Annotated in this window: 12 protein-coding genes; 10 read left to right on the forward strand and 2 right to left on the reverse strand. The window is 69.6% G+C overall.

All coding sequences use genetic code 11. The annotated features are described in order from the left end of the window. The first annotated feature begins 51 nt into the window (after window positions 1-51). The 8 genes from IEW85_RS08400 to tsaD all read left to right on the forward strand — a co-directional run bounded on the left by IEW85_RS08400 (window position 52) and on the right by tsaD (window position 8,170). Entirely contained in the window at window positions 52-402 is a 351-nt protein-coding gene (locus tag IEW85_RS08400) for a holo-ACP synthase (RefSeq protein WP_188684608.1), read from the forward strand. 4 nt (window positions 403-406) lie between these two features. Beyond that, on the forward strand, window positions 407-1,963 hold the full coding sequence (locus tag IEW85_RS08405; protein ID WP_188684610.1) for an NAD(P)H-hydrate dehydratase: 1,557 nt from the start codon (window positions 407-409) through the stop codon (window positions 1,961-1,963). Window positions 1,964-2,146: 183 nt separating this feature from the next. Continuing rightward, window positions 2,147-3,358 carry an alanine racemase gene (alr, locus tag IEW85_RS08410; protein ID WP_188684612.1) on the forward strand — a complete coding sequence of 404 codons (1,212 nt, stop codon included), beginning with the start codon at window positions 2,147-2,149 and terminating at the stop codon, window positions 3,356-3,358. Beyond that, entirely contained in the window at window positions 3,355-3,951 is a 597-nt protein-coding gene (tsaE, locus tag IEW85_RS08415) for a tRNA (adenosine(37)-N6)-threonylcarbamoyltransferase complex ATPase subunit type 1 TsaE (RefSeq protein WP_229658903.1), read from the forward strand. Before alr ends, tsaE begins: the two co-directional genes overlap by 4 nt. Window positions 3,952-4,152: 201 nt before the next feature. Then, window positions 4,153-5,700 (forward strand): alkaline phosphatase, encoded by a 1,548-nt coding sequence (phoA, locus tag IEW85_RS08420; protein ID WP_188684614.1) that lies wholly within the window; start codon window positions 4,153-4,155, stop codon window positions 5,698-5,700. Between the two features lie 102 nt (window positions 5,701-5,802). Continuing rightward, window positions 5,803-6,474, forward strand: coding sequence for a tRNA (adenosine(37)-N6)-threonylcarbamoyltransferase complex dimerization subunit type 1 TsaB (tsaB, locus tag IEW85_RS08425; protein WP_188684615.1), 672 nt, complete (start codon window positions 5,803-5,805; stop codon window positions 6,472-6,474). Next, the gene (rimI, locus tag IEW85_RS08430) at window positions 6,471-7,073 is read left to right on the forward strand and encodes a ribosomal protein S18-alanine N-acetyltransferase (RefSeq protein WP_188684617.1); all 603 of its coding nucleotides are present in this window, start codon (window positions 6,471-6,473) and stop codon (window positions 7,071-7,073) included. The genes tsaB and rimI overlap by 4 nt, the downstream gene beginning before the upstream one ends. Next, window positions 7,070-8,170: a tRNA (adenosine(37)-N6)-threonylcarbamoyltransferase complex transferase subunit TsaD gene (gene tsaD / locus IEW85_RS08435; protein ID WP_188684619.1), complete on the forward strand. Its 1,101-nt coding sequence runs from the start codon at window positions 7,070-7,072 to the stop codon at window positions 8,168-8,170. Before rimI ends, tsaD begins: the two co-directional genes overlap by 4 nt. A gap of 25 nt (window positions 8,171-8,195) precedes the next feature. Here tsaD and IEW85_RS08440 read toward each other — a convergent pair whose 3' ends face one another. Further along, a complete protein-coding gene (locus IEW85_RS08440) occupies window positions 8,196-9,359 on the reverse strand; it encodes a glutamate--cysteine ligase (RefSeq protein WP_188684621.1) in 1,164 nt (387 codons plus the stop codon). A gap of 88 nt (window positions 9,360-9,447) precedes the next feature. Here IEW85_RS08440 and IEW85_RS08445 point away from each other — a divergent pair, with 88 nt between their 5' ends. Both IEW85_RS08445 and IEW85_RS08450 read left to right on the forward strand, forming a co-directional pair. Next, entirely contained in the window at window positions 9,448-11,295 is a 1,848-nt protein-coding gene (locus IEW85_RS08445) for a glycoside hydrolase family 3 N-terminal domain-containing protein (RefSeq protein ID WP_229658904.1), read from the forward strand. A 27-nt stretch (window positions 11,296-11,322) separates the two neighbouring features. Continuing rightward, window positions 11,323-11,664 carry a hypothetical protein gene (locus IEW85_RS08450; protein WP_188684625.1) on the forward strand — a complete coding sequence of 114 codons (342 nt, stop codon included), beginning with the start codon at window positions 11,323-11,325 and terminating at the stop codon, window positions 11,662-11,664. A 59-nt stretch (window positions 11,665-11,723) separates the two neighbouring features. Here the strand turns inward: IEW85_RS08450 and IEW85_RS08455 are convergent, their stop codons facing one another. Beyond that, entirely contained in the window at window positions 11,724-13,103 is a 1,380-nt protein-coding gene (locus IEW85_RS08455; RefSeq protein ID WP_229658905.1) for a class I SAM-dependent methyltransferase, read from the reverse strand. Window positions 13,104-13,264: the final 161 nt, after the last annotated feature.

Consider the following 13,264-nt stretch of genomic DNA (forward strand, 5'->3'; position numbering starts at 1 on the left):
CTGAGCCCGGACAGAGACTGAGTCCGAAGACTTATAGAGGGGGAGAGTCACATGATCGTGGGGATCGGCGTCGACGTCGTTCTGGTCACTCGCTTCGAGCAGCAGCTGCGCAGGGCCCCGGCCCTGCGCGAGCGGCTCTTCGTCCCCGCCGAGCGTGAGCTCAACACCCGTTCCCTGGCCGCGCGCTTCGCCGCCAAGGAAGCTGTGGCCAAGGCCCTCGGCGCCCCGGCCGGCATGAACTGGCAGGACTGTCAGGTGGTGCTCAACGCCGCCGGCGCCCCGCAGGTCCACGTGGAGGGCACCGTGGCCGCCGTCGCCGAGCAGCGCGGTGTGAAGAGCTGGCACCTCTCCCTCTCCCACGACGGCGACGTCGCCACCGCCATGGTGGTCGCCGAAGGCTGATCCCATGACCTCTGCTCTGCCCCTGGCCCCGGTCTGGACCGGGGCACAGGTGCGCGCGGCGGAGATGCCCCTGCTTGAGGCCGGCCACGGGCCCGCCCTGATGCGCCGAGCCTCCTGGGGGCTGGCCGCCGTGGTGCTGAAGCTGCTGCGCGCCGGTTCCGGTGCTGCTGCGCGCGGTGCGTGGGACCCTGGCGCGCAGGTCTCTGGGGCCCGGGTCTATGGTGCGCGGGTCACGGGGCTGATCGGCTCCGGGAACAACGGCGGCGACGGCCTCTGGGCTCTGACCTTTCTGCGCCGTCGCGGAGTGGACGCCAGTGCGGTGCTGACCCGCGGACGTGCCCATCAGGAGGCGCTGCAGGCCTTCTGCGACGCCGGCGGCCGGGTGGTCGAGGAGATCCCGGCGCAGACCGAGCTCATCATCGACGCCGTCCTCGGCACCGGCTTCCACGGCGAGTTCGACGCCCCGCAGATCCCCGAGGGCACCGCTGTGGTGGCCTGCGACCTGCCCTCCGGCGTGGATGCGGACACCGGAGAGGTCCGCGGCTCCGCGATCCCCGCCGACCACACCGTCACCTTCGGCGGACTCAAGCTCGGGCTGCTCACCGGCGATGGCGGACACCTGAGCGGACGCATCCATGCGGTGGACATAGGCCTGCGAGAACACCTCCCGACGCCGCGCGCTCAGCTGCTCCCAGAGGACTGGGACCCGGCCTCCTCCTGGACCCCGCCCCGGAGCGCCGACCACAAATACTCCCGCGGGGCCGTCCACATCCTGGCGGGGTCCCCGCAGTATCCCGGGGCGGCGCAGCTGACCGTGGGCGCAGCTCTGAACACCGGCGTCGGGATGCTGACCCTGGAGGCCCCGGAGGAGGTCCGCCGGCAGGTCCTCATGGAGGCCCCGGAGGTGGTGGGCGCTCCCGACTATGGGCCCGATGGGATCAACGAGCGGCTGAAGAAGTGCCGTGCCGTCGTCGTCGGGCCCGGACTGGGGGAGGACCCCGCCCAGCTGGAGTCGGCCTCGGATGCGATCCGTTGGGCGGTGCATCAGCGCCGGCCCTGTGTGGTGGATGCCTCCGCGCTGGCGCTGGTCCCCGAGATCACGCTCTGCGAGCAGGTCCTGCTGACCCCGCATCTGGGCGAGGCGCGGCGGATGGCCCACGGGCTGGGGCTCCGCGAGGTAGAGCCTCTGCTCAGCACGGACCCTGCGGCCGCGGCTGAGGCGCTGGCCGAGTCTGCCGGGGCCACCGTTCTGCTCAAAGGGGCCACCACGGTGATCGCGGCTCCCGGCGGAGAGACTCTGCTGCACCGGGCCCAGACGCCGGGGCTGGCCACCGCCGGCAGCGGAGATGTGCTCAGCGGCGTGCTCGGAGCCGTGCTGGCCACTCAGCAGGATGAGCTTGCTGTGGCCGAAGGTGCGGCACTGGCCGTCCGCCTGCACGCCCAGGCCGCTGAACGTCTTGACCCGGCGGGCCACGGCGGCTTCGGCGCCTCGGCGCTGGTGGTGGGCCTGCTGTCCGGGCCATGCCGTGGGCACAGCACAGATCCGGCAGGTGCGTCTTGAGCCTGCCGGCTGGGGAGAGCACGCCGACGAACCACGGGCTCGAACGGCCGGTGTCCAGCGCCGTGGGACCGGCCGTCGCGGAGCCCTCATCGCCCACGGTCTCGCGGCTGTGGCCTTCGGCGTCGGATCCGGATTCGGTACGCCGCCCGGAGTGCAGAGGTCGGGTCTCGTAGAGTGGAGACCATGAGTTCTACCGTCGGCCCGCTCGAGGGTCTGGAGCGCGCAACGATCATCGACCCCGCTGCGATCAGGCATAACGTCCGCACCATCGCTGTGGCGGTCTCTCCTGCCAAGGTCATGGTGGCCGTGAAGGCGGACGGCTACGGCCACGGCGCGCTCACCGCTGCCCAGGCGGCCCTCGACGGCGGTGCCGACTGGTTGGGCGTCGCCCATGTCACCGAGGCCATCGAGCTGCGCGACTCCGGCATCGAGACTCCCATCCTGGCCTGGCTGCACACCCGCGACACCGATTTCATCGCAGCCGTGGAGCGTCATATCGCCCTGGGCATCTCCGGCTGGGAGATCGAGGCCGTGGCGGAGGCCGCCGCAGCTCTGCAGACGCCTGCCCACGTGCACCTGAAGATCGACACCGGCCTGGGCCGCAACGGCTGCCCGACGGAGAAGTGGCCAGAGCTGCTGCGTGCCGCCGCTGATCACCAGGAGCGCGGTCTGATCAGTGTGGAGGGCATCTTCACCCACCTGGCCGTGGCCGATGAGCCTGACCGCCGCGAGACCGACGAACAGCTCGCTCTCTTCCGCGAGGCCGTGGCCACCGCCGAGGATGCCGGCATCACCCCTGACCTGCGCCACGCGGCCAACACCCCCGCCGCTATGTCCCGGCCGGATGCGCACTTCGACATGGTGCGCGTGGGCGTCGGGGTCTACGGGCAGAGCCCCTTCGCAGACCGCACGGGGGAGGACCTGGGCCTGAAGCCCACGATGGAGCTGCGCACCACCGTCTCCAATGTGAAGCGTGTGCCGGCCGGGCAGGGCATCAGCTACGGCCTGACCCACCGCGTGGACCGCCCCACCTCCCTGGGGCTCATCCCGCTGGGCTACGGCGACGGCGTCCCGCGCATCGCCGTGGATGCGCCGGTGCGGATCGGAGACAGGGTCTACCGCTCAGTGGGGCGTGTGGCTATGGATCAGTTCGTGGTGGACCTGGAGGACCCAGAGACCGAGGTTCAGGTAGGCGACGACGCCGTCCTCTTCGGCGGCGACTCAGGCCTTTCCGCAGCCGACTGGGGCGCGGCCGCCCAGACCATCAACTACGAGATCATCACGCGCATCGGCGCCCGGGTGCCACGGATCGTCCGCGACAGCGGCCTGGATCAGATCGAGGCTGACCAGGAGGCCGAGGGCGTGCAGCAGTCGACCGCTCAGGGGGTCCGGTGAGCCGCCGGCAGGACGACGGGCCCGCAGCACCGCTGACCGGGGAGAACTGGACCCTGGAGATGCCGCTGGAGGATCTCGAGGCCACCGAACGCTTCGCCCACATCCTTGCCGCCGAACTGACCGCAGGAACGTTGCTGGTGCTCACCGGCGGCCTCGGTGCGGGCAAGACCACCTTCACCCAGAGCCTGGCCGAGGGGCTGGACGTGACCGGCCCGGTCAGCTCGCCGACCTTCGTGCTCAGCCGCATCCACCGCAGGGCCGCCGAAGGGCCGGACCTGGTCCACGTGGACGCCTACCGCACCGACGCCGAAGGGCTGGAGTCCCTGGACCTGCTCTCCACGCTGGCGGGCTCGGTGACCGTGATCGAGTGGGGTCGCGGTCTGGTGGAGCACGCCCTGGTGGGCGAGGGCGGCTCCTGGCTGGACTTGGAGCTGGAGAGCATCAGCGCAGAGGACCGCAGCTCGGCAGGGGGCGGGAAGATCATCACCGACTTCTCCGAGTCTGAGGAGGATCTGCTGGGCACTCCGCGGCGAGCCATGCTGCGCGGCTATGGCCCCCTGTGGCTGCGGCCACCGGATGCGCTGAACGGCTGAATGCCCGAGCTGGACTTGTATTCCGCCTGTGGTTCCCGGCTGTTCGTGTCCTTCTCAGCTGCCTGTCACCTGCTGGTCACTCTCCTCCGATGAGCTGAACCACGCGGTGTTGGGGCTGTCCCAGTGCGCCTTCGGCCCGGATGGTCGGACTGACCTGCGCCGCCGAACGGAATCCAAGCCAAGCCTGAGGGAAGAGGACCTATGCGGAGAACGAATGACGTCGTTTCGAGGAGGGCCCTGCGCGGCCCCATCGCTCGGTGGGCAGCGCTGGGCCTGACCGCGCTGATCGCTCTCACAGCCTGTGGCGAGGCTGGAGCGGATGCGCAGGACAGCGGCGATGCCCAGGGGGACGCAGGCAGCCACGAGGCCCACGTGGATCGCAGCGCTGTCGGGGACATCACCGAGCACGGAGGGGCGCAGCGATTCGAAGGCGACCAGACCGACGCCATCCGTGAGGCCATCGAAGACAGCGACGCCAAGAACGTCATCCTGCTGGTCGGCGACGGCATGGCTGACTCTGAGATCACCATCGCGCGCAACTATGAGTATGGGGCCGGGGGCTCCCTGCCGGGGCTGGACCAGTTTCCTCTGACCGGCCAGTACACCACCTACGCCGTGGATGAGGAGACCGGGGAGTCGGACTACGTGGTGGATTCCGCGGCCTCGGCCACGGCGTGGGGCTCGGGCACCAAGACGTACAACGGGGCGCTGGGCATCGACCATGAGTACAACCCGCAGACCACCATCCTGCAGCACGCCCAGGAGGCCGGGCTGAAGACCGGGAACGTCTCCACTGCGGAGATCCAGGATGCGACGCCGGCCGCGCTGGTGTCTCACATCGATCGCCGCGGGTGCTACGGCCCGGTGGAGGCATCCGAGGAATGCCCTGACTTCGCCTTGGAGAACGGTGGCCCGGGGTCCATCACGGAGCAGTACCTGGACACGCGCCCCGATGTGGTCCTCGGTGGGGGCTCCGAGTCCTTCGCACAGGAGGCCACGGCCGGCGAGTGGGAGGGGATGACCCTTGAGGAGCAGGCCGATGAGCGCGGCTTCAACATGGTCTCCGACGCTGAGGAGCTGGCCGGTGTGGAGAACGCGGATCAGGATGAGCCGCTGCTGGGTCTGTTCTCCGAGGGCAATATGCCGGTCCGCTGGGAGGGGCCGCTGGCCACAGAGGGCGGCGCCGAGGAAGGTGCGCAGCAGTGCACCGAGAACGAGGAGCGCACCGACGATGTCCCGGATCTGGCGACCATGACGGATAAGGCCATCGATCTGCTGAACGATGATGACGGCTTCTTCCTGCAGGTGGAGGGTGCTTCCATCGACAAGGAGAACCACGCGGCGAACCCCTGCGGCCAGATCGGTGAGACCATCGACCTGGATGAGGCGGCTCAGGTCGCGCTGGACTTCGCCCAGGAGGACGAGGAGACCTTGGTCGTGGTCACCGCCGATCACGCCCACACCAGCCAGATCACCTCCACCGGTGAAGACACTCCGGGCCTGACCCGCACTCTCATCACTGAAGAGGGCTCTGAGATGACCATCGGGTACGGCACTGCTGAGGAGGACGAGTCGCAGATGCACACCGGTGCTCAGCTGCGCATCGCCGCTTTCGGCCCGGGAGGGGCCAATGTGGTGGGGCTCAGCGATCAGACTGACCTGTTCTTCACCATGATGGATGCCCTGGGTCTGGAGCCCAGCGCCGAGGACGCGAGCGATGACAGCGAGTCCGAGGCTGACCAGAGCTGATCCGCCGGTCCGCGGCATCGCGGGAAGGATCCGATCCTCCTGGGGTCCTGCTCTGCGCCGCTGGCTGACTCGCAGGAAGCGCCTCACCGATACGATGGTGGGGTGCTTCTTGCTATCGATTCCTCCGCAGGGGCCTCTGTCGCGGTGATCCGCGACGGTGAGATCCTCGCGCACCGACAGGTCGAGTCCACTACGGCCCACACCGAGGTCCTGGCCGTCTCAGTCCGTGATGTCCTCGCGGAGATCGGGGTGGATCCTGCCTCCGCAGGGGGGCAGCTGGAGGCCGTCGTCGTCGGTGTCGGACCGGGTCCGTTCACCGGCCTGCGTGTGGGGCTGGCAGCGGCCCACGGCCTGGCCGGGGCCTGGAGCCTTCCCCTGCGCGGGATCTGCAGTCTGGACTCGCTGGGCCTGCGTGCGGTTCGCAGCGGTGTCCGCGGAGAGTTCCTGGCGGTCAGCGACGCCCGGCGTCGGGAGGTCTACTGGGCTCGCTACGCCGCAGGATCGGGAGAGCCCGTCCTGGTGGAGGGCCCTCATGTCTCTGCAGCCGCGGATGCGCCTGCGTGTGCGGCCGTCGGAGCCGGCGTCGGCCTCTATCCGGAGCAGCTGCGGCTGCCGCACGGCCTGCACGAGGAGGCCGCTCACTGGCTCCCTGATGCCGCAGAGATCGCGCTGCTGGCCGAAAGGCCGGGTGCGCCGTACCGCGAGCCGCTGCCGCTCTACCTGCGCGAATCCGACGCGAAGGTGCCACAGCAGATGAAGAAGGCCGGCGCATGAGCCAGGATGCCTCCTCCCTGCCGGAGGGCGCAGCTCTTCCGGACGGTGCGGCGCTGCGCTCCATGAGTGCCGCCGACATCGCCCCCGTGTCGGAACTGGAGAACCGACTCTTCCCGCACGACGCATGGCCGGAGAGCTTCTTCTATGACGAGCTCTCCCACGCAGAACCCTCCGCCGCCCCGGAGCGGGCCACCCGGCAGTACTGGGTGATCGAGGAGAGTACGTCTGAGGGTGTCCGGATCATCGGCTACGCCGGCATGATGTGCGTGCTGCCGATCGCCGACGTCCAGACGATCGCCGTGGCCCCGGAGGCCCAGGGCCGCGGGCTCGGCACAGTGTTGCTGCGGACCATCATCGAGGCGGCCGTCAGTCGGCGGGCCGAGCAGGTGCTCCTCGAGGTCCGCGCGGACAATCCCGGCGCCCAGGCGCTCTACCGCCGCGAAGGCTTCGAACACATCCACACGCGTCCGCAGTACTACCCCGACGGTGAGGACGCCCTGATCATGCAGAAGGCGCTGAAGGATCTGAACGCCCCGTCCACGGCGGCCACCTTCGGCAAGGCCTCCGAGGACAGCTCCAGCGCAGGAGGGACACGATGACATCCACGCAGAGCCCTGAGGGCAGGGAGCCCCTGGTCCTCGGCATCGAAACCTCCTGCGACGAGACCGGCGTGGGGATCGTCCGCGGCACCCAGCTGCTGGCCAACACGGTCTCCTCCTCCATGGAGGAGCATGTGCGCTTCGGCGGTGTCATCCCGGAGATCGCAGCCCGCGCGCATCTGGAGGCCTTCGTGCCCACGCTGCGCCGCGCCCTGGACACCGCTGGGGTGGAGCTCGAGGACGTGGACGCCATCGCCGTGACCGCAGGTCCCGGCCTGGCCGGTGCGCTCATGGTGGGGCTCTCCTCCGCAAAGGGGCTGGCCCTGGCCTCCGGCAAGCCGCTCTACGGGGTCAACCACCTGGTGGCCCATGTGGGAGTGGGGCTTCTGGACGATCAGGACGGCGCGGTCCAGGAGCTGCCCCCCAATACCGGTGCGCTGCTGGTCTCCGGTGGGCATACCGAGATTCTGCGCGTGGGATCCCTGACCCATGACGTGGAGCTGTTGGGCTCCACCATCGACGACGCGGCCGGTGAGGCCTACGACAAGACGGCCCGTCTGCTCGGGCTGGGCTACCCCGGCGGCCCGGCCATCGACAAGACCGCCGCCGACGGCGACGCCAAAGCGTTCACCTTCCCGCGCGGACTGACCATGCCCAAGTTCGTGGGAACAGCGGAGGACCCCGGCAAGCACCGGCACAACTGGTCCTTCTCCGGACTGAAGACCGCCGTGGCACGGGCCATCGAGCAGTTCGAGAAGGCCGGGAAGCCGGTGCCCACCGCCGATATCGCCGCCAGCTTCCAGGAGGCCGTGGTGGATGTGCTGACCTCCAAGGCGGTCCGTGCGGCTCAGGAGCACGGCATCACCACGCTGCTGCTGGGCGGGGGAGTGGCCGCCAACCGCCGGCTGCGCGAACTGCTCGCCGAGCGCTGCGCCGCGGCCGGCATCGAGCTGCGCGTGCCGCCGATCCCGCTGTGCACCGACAACGGGGCCATGGTGGCTGCACTGGGCGCTCAGCTGGTGGCGGACGAAGTCGGGCCCTCCGCGCTGGACATCTCGGCCGACCCGGGGCAGCCGGTGCAGCGCATCAGCGTCTGACCCCTCACCTCATGGGGAAGTACGCCTAGAGGGTGCCGGGGCCGTTGATGGACATCCGGGTCCGGGCGGCGGAGTCGAGGACCACTTGGCGCAGGTCGCCGTCGTGGTTCTCCGCGACTTTGAGCTGGCGCTGGTAGCCGGCGCCGTCGTCCATCATCCGCTCCACCAGGCGCAGCTCCTTCTCGCAGCCGAGCTGCTTGGCCACAGGCTCCAGGCGCTCCAGCTCCTTGGCCAGGTGGTCGGTGACCAGCTCCTCATCACCGTTCTCGTTGAGGATGATGATGGCCTCCAGCCCGTAGCGTGCCGCGCGCCACTTGTTCTCCTTCACGTACCAGGGCGGCATGGAGGTCACCGAGCCGCCGTCCTCCAGAGTCTGCACGGTGTCATGGACGATGCACTGAGTCAGTGCTGTCAGTGCGCTGATCTCCTCCAGTGTGGCCACGCCGTCGCAGATGCGCATCTCCACAGTTCCCAGGCGTGGAACGGCCCTGACGTCCCAGCGGACCTCGCTGACATCGTCGATGACCCCGGTATGGGTCAGATCCGCCACGGCCCGCTCATAGCCGGACCATTCCTCGAACTGATACGACTGCCCGGCGGTGGGCAGCTGCTGGAACATCAGCGAACGGTTGGAGGCGTAGCCGGTCCGTTCCCCGGACCAGAAGGGGGAGGAGGCCGAGAGTGCCTGGAAGTGGGCGTTGTAGTTGCACAGCGCGTTCACCGCGGGCATCGCCTGGCGCACATCATCCAGGCCCACATGCACGTGGACCCCGTAGATGACCATCTGCCGGCCCCACCACTGGGTGCGGCGGATCAGCTCGTTATAGCGCTCCTTATCGGTGACCGGCTGCTTGGCCGGCGGGGCGAAGGGGTGGGAGCCCTGGCAGTAGAGGTCCACATCCAAAGGCTCGCAGTGGCGCATCACATTGCGTGCCGTCTCGCGCAGCTGCTCCACGCCCTCTTCGACGTCGTTGCACACATCGGTGATCAGCTCGATGGTGTTCAGCAGCAGCTCCTGCTTCACATACGGGTGCTCCTCATCGGAGGCCAGCTCGGGCAGGTCGCCGTGGGTGGCCTCCAGGATCCGCTCGGCCACGCTGCGCAGGTCACCGGTCTGTCGGTCCACCAGCGCCAGTTCCCACTCGATGCCGAGAGTCGATCGGTCAGACTTCGCGAAGGGCAGTTCCAATGTGGGTTCCTCTGGTCCGCGGACGGTGCAACAGGTCAAGCGTATCCCCATATCCCCGGGCTTTCGGGCACGGACTACCCGCTGGACGATGGCCGTTATCCTGGTGCCCATGCTCACCCGTCACAGAGGCTCAACCCTGTCCGCAGCAGCGCTGCTGTCCGCCCTCATGCTGGCCGCCTGTGGAGGCGGCACGGCGGGGGACGGCGACGCCGACGGCTCGGGCGATCAGCCCGAGGGCGAGCAGGACCAGCATCAGGAGCAGATCGAAGAGGCCGAGGCCGCCCGGGACGCCGCATTGGCCGGTCCCGCTGAGGCTCATCAGGAGGAGGCCGCCCAGCTGGTCTCCGAGCTGAGCCTGGAGGAGAAGGTCGGCCAGGTCCTGGTGGGCGAATACTCCTCGGCCGACGCCTCCGGCATGGCCTCCCTGGTGGAGGAGCTCCACCTGGCCGGGGCCATCGTCATGGGCGACAACGTCCCCGCCGCAGGTGAGGGCGCCGAGCAGTCCGGCGCCGACCTCACCGAGCTGGAGACCCAGATCTCCTCCATCCAGTCCGCCGCTGAGGAGCGTGGATACCCCGCGATGATCTCCGTGGACCAGGAGGGCGGCTTGGTCACCCGAGTGGGTGAACCCCTGACCGAATGGCCCACCCCCATGGCCTTCGGCGCGGCGCATGAGAACCTCGAGGGCACTGGGCTGACCTGGCAGGGTCACCTCTTCATGGGCGAGGAGCTCGCTGAGCTCGGCTTCACCGCCTCCTTCGCCCCCAACGGTGACGTGACCGTGGGCGCGGCCGATCCGACCATGGGCTCGCGCGCCTTCAGCTCGGATCCGGAGGTCGTGGCCGAGCTGTCCCTGACCGGCATCCGCGGCTTGGCCGAGGGCGGCCTGATGGGCTCGGTGAAGCATTTCCCCGGCCACGGCTCGGTCACCGATGACTCCCACTACACCCTGCCCACCCAGGACGCCTCCCTGGAGGAGCTGCGCGAGCAGGATTGGGTGCCCTTCGCCGAGAGCATCGAAGCCGGGGTCCCGATGATCATGATGGGTCATATCGACGTCCCCGCCCTGGATGAGGGCGTTCCCTCCTCGCTCTCCAGCGCCGCCTATGACGAGCTGCGCGAGATGGGCCACGACGGCGTCGTGGTCACCGATGCGCTGAACATGGGCGCCATCGCCGACGGCTACGGTCCGGACCAGGCGCCGGTCATGGCGCTGGAGTCCGGTGCCGACCTGCTGCTGATGCCCGCCGACGTCCGCGGCGCCCACGAGGCCATCGTCAGCGCGGTGGAGTCCGAGGAGCTCAGCCAGGAACGCCTGGATGAGGCCGCCGAGCGCGTGGTGGCCATGTTGCTCTGGCAGCAGGACCTGGAGGCCGGAGAGCTCGACGCCGGCCCCGGTGTGCAGATGCCCGAGATGCTCCGCGACCATTACCTCGGCCTGGGCGAGGAGGGGCTCACCGACGACGCCGAATGGTTGGACGACGGTGCCATCGACGGCGAGCCCGGATCCGCCGACTGGGTGGAGCACAACGCGGAGAATGTGGCCGAGCAGCTGGCCGCCGCCTCGGTGACAGTGGTGGCCGGAGAATGTGGCACGGACCAGCTCGAGGGCGGCCTGCAGATCAGCGGCGGCACTGAGCAGGACCAGGCGCGCCTGGCCGCGGCGGCCGAGCGGGCCGGCGTCGAGGTCACCGACGCCGGCGGCGCCCAGGTCACTCTGCTGGGCGGCGATCAGCCCGCGGCCGGTGGCGATGTGGCCGTGGCCCTGGACCGTCCGGAGGGCCTGGACGGCTCCGATGCTCCCACGCAGATCGCGCTCTACGGCCGCACGGCTGAGTCCTTCGATGCGCTGATAGCCGTGCTCCAGGGCGGCGAAGCTCCGGGCAGCCTGCCGGTCCCGGTGGGCGATCTCGAGCCCGGGCACTCGGCCTGCTGAGCGTTGGGGGCGCTGATGACTGAAGGCATGGAAGCTGTGACGGCTCGGCTGCAGGCCGGGCTGGTCGCCTCGCAGAAGATCTCCGACCTGATCTCCGAGTTCTCCCTCGGCGAGTATGAGCTGGCTTCCTGGGAGACGAAGAACACGGTGGAGGAGGAGTATCAGGCGCTGGCGGGATCCATGCAGGAGCTGCGCGAACTCGACCCCGACTTCGCCGAACGGATCCCGGGACTGGCCGAGGCGGTCGGCGTCGGGCGCCATATCTCCGGAGCGGAGCTGGAGGCCGAGGATGAGATCCTCTGGCGCAGCGCGGCCGAGGAGCTTCCCCAGCTGCAGCAGGCGCTGCTGCAGCTGCTGATGCACAGCTGAGCGCGGTGCTGGGCCGGGCTTGCTCGTAGCGGGTGCAGGCTTGAGCCCAGCTCAGCTGCTCACAGCGGCTGGACGAGTGCGGCGATTCGCTCCTGTCCGATCCGCACCAGCACCAGCGTGCGGTGGACCTTGGGGCCTTTGCCCTTCTTGCCGGGCTTCTTCCCGCCGAGGATCTGCTGTCGCAGCTGTTCGGGCACGATGTCTACGCCGCGCTTCTTGATCTCCACGCTGGTCACGCCCTCCTCCTGGGCCCAGCGCTTGAGCGTCTTCACGTTGAAGTCCATGACCTGCTCCACGCGGTAGCCGCGGGCCAGCGGGGCGAGCTCACCGGCGTAGGGCTCAGCTGCCGCGAAATAGGCGATGTGCTCATCCAGCAGCTCGCCGCCGAAGGCCGCCGCGCAGTCCTGGACCAGGCCGGCGCGGATCACGGCGCCGTCGGGCTCATAGAGTACTTCGCCGGGCGTCGGCAGGCGCGCGGCGGAGGTCACGCCGTCGGTCTCAGGGTCTGGGCCGGCGTCGGGGACTCGGGCTGTCCCGGCAGCGGTGTGCCAGCCGGAGGCAGAGGTCAGCTCCACTGCTCGCCGACCCTCCTCGTCGCTGTGCAGGACGGTGGCGGCGCGGGCGATGATCGAAGGTTCGCCGTCGTCGTCTTCACCGCTGAGCTGCCGGGCGAGCGCGTTGAACCAGAGCACCACTTCGACCACATCGCCGTCGTCGCTGACCCATTCGGCCTCGCAGCCCTCCGGGATCAGCTCATGCGGGATGCCCGGGCCCAGCTTCACGCCCATGGGGATGCCGGTCTGGGCAAGTGCGGTCACAAAGCTCAGCGGCGGGGAGAAGGCCTCCGGCTCCCACACCCGCGACGCCGCACCGCTGCCCGAATGCCCGCGCCCGGCATCGCGCCGCGCCGGGTCCAGCCACAGGCCCCAGCCCTCCGGCAGCGGGCCGTGCTGCTCCACGAACTCCTCGGCGGTGGTGTGCAGGACATCGGCCTCGGGGAAGGCCAGCAGGTTCATAGTGGCGGCGGCCGCAGTGGTCTCATCGGCCTCCACGGCGACCACCTTCAGCCCCAAGGAGGCCAGGGCCATCGTGTCGCCGCCCAGGCCGCAGCCCAGATCCGCGGCGTGGCTCAGTTCGGCCTCGCGGAACCGCTGGGCGTGGCGGGCGGCCACGGGGAGGCGGGTGGCCTGCTGCAGGCCGTCGCGGGTGAAGAGCATCTTCCCCGCGAAGTCGCCGAATTTGGCCGCGGCCTCGGCCCGCAGGGAGGACTGCGTCAGCGCGGCGGCCACCAGCTCGGGGGAGTGCCCCTGCTTCCGCAGCTTCTGGTTCAGGGCCATGGAACCGGCCTCGGCGTAGGGCGGCAGGGAGTTGAGCAGCTCCCATCCCTCCGGAGAGAGCAGCGGCTCCAGCGGGGAGGGGGAGTGGTCGGCATCGTTCACCCTCCCACGCTATCGCGCCGCCCCTCCCCGCCGGTTGTTTGGGCGAAGACTTGCCTCCTCAGGTTCCGAAACCCGCTGGGACGGCAAGTCTTCGCCCCAACAACGTCCGAAGCACCCCCGCGCCTCACACACCACCAAGCTGTTCACACTCTGAGACCGGT

The sequence above is a fragment of the Nesterenkonia cremea genome (genome assembly GCF_014642675.1).
GTDB lineage: Bacteria > Actinomycetota > Actinomycetes > Actinomycetales > Micrococcaceae > Nesterenkonia > Nesterenkonia cremea.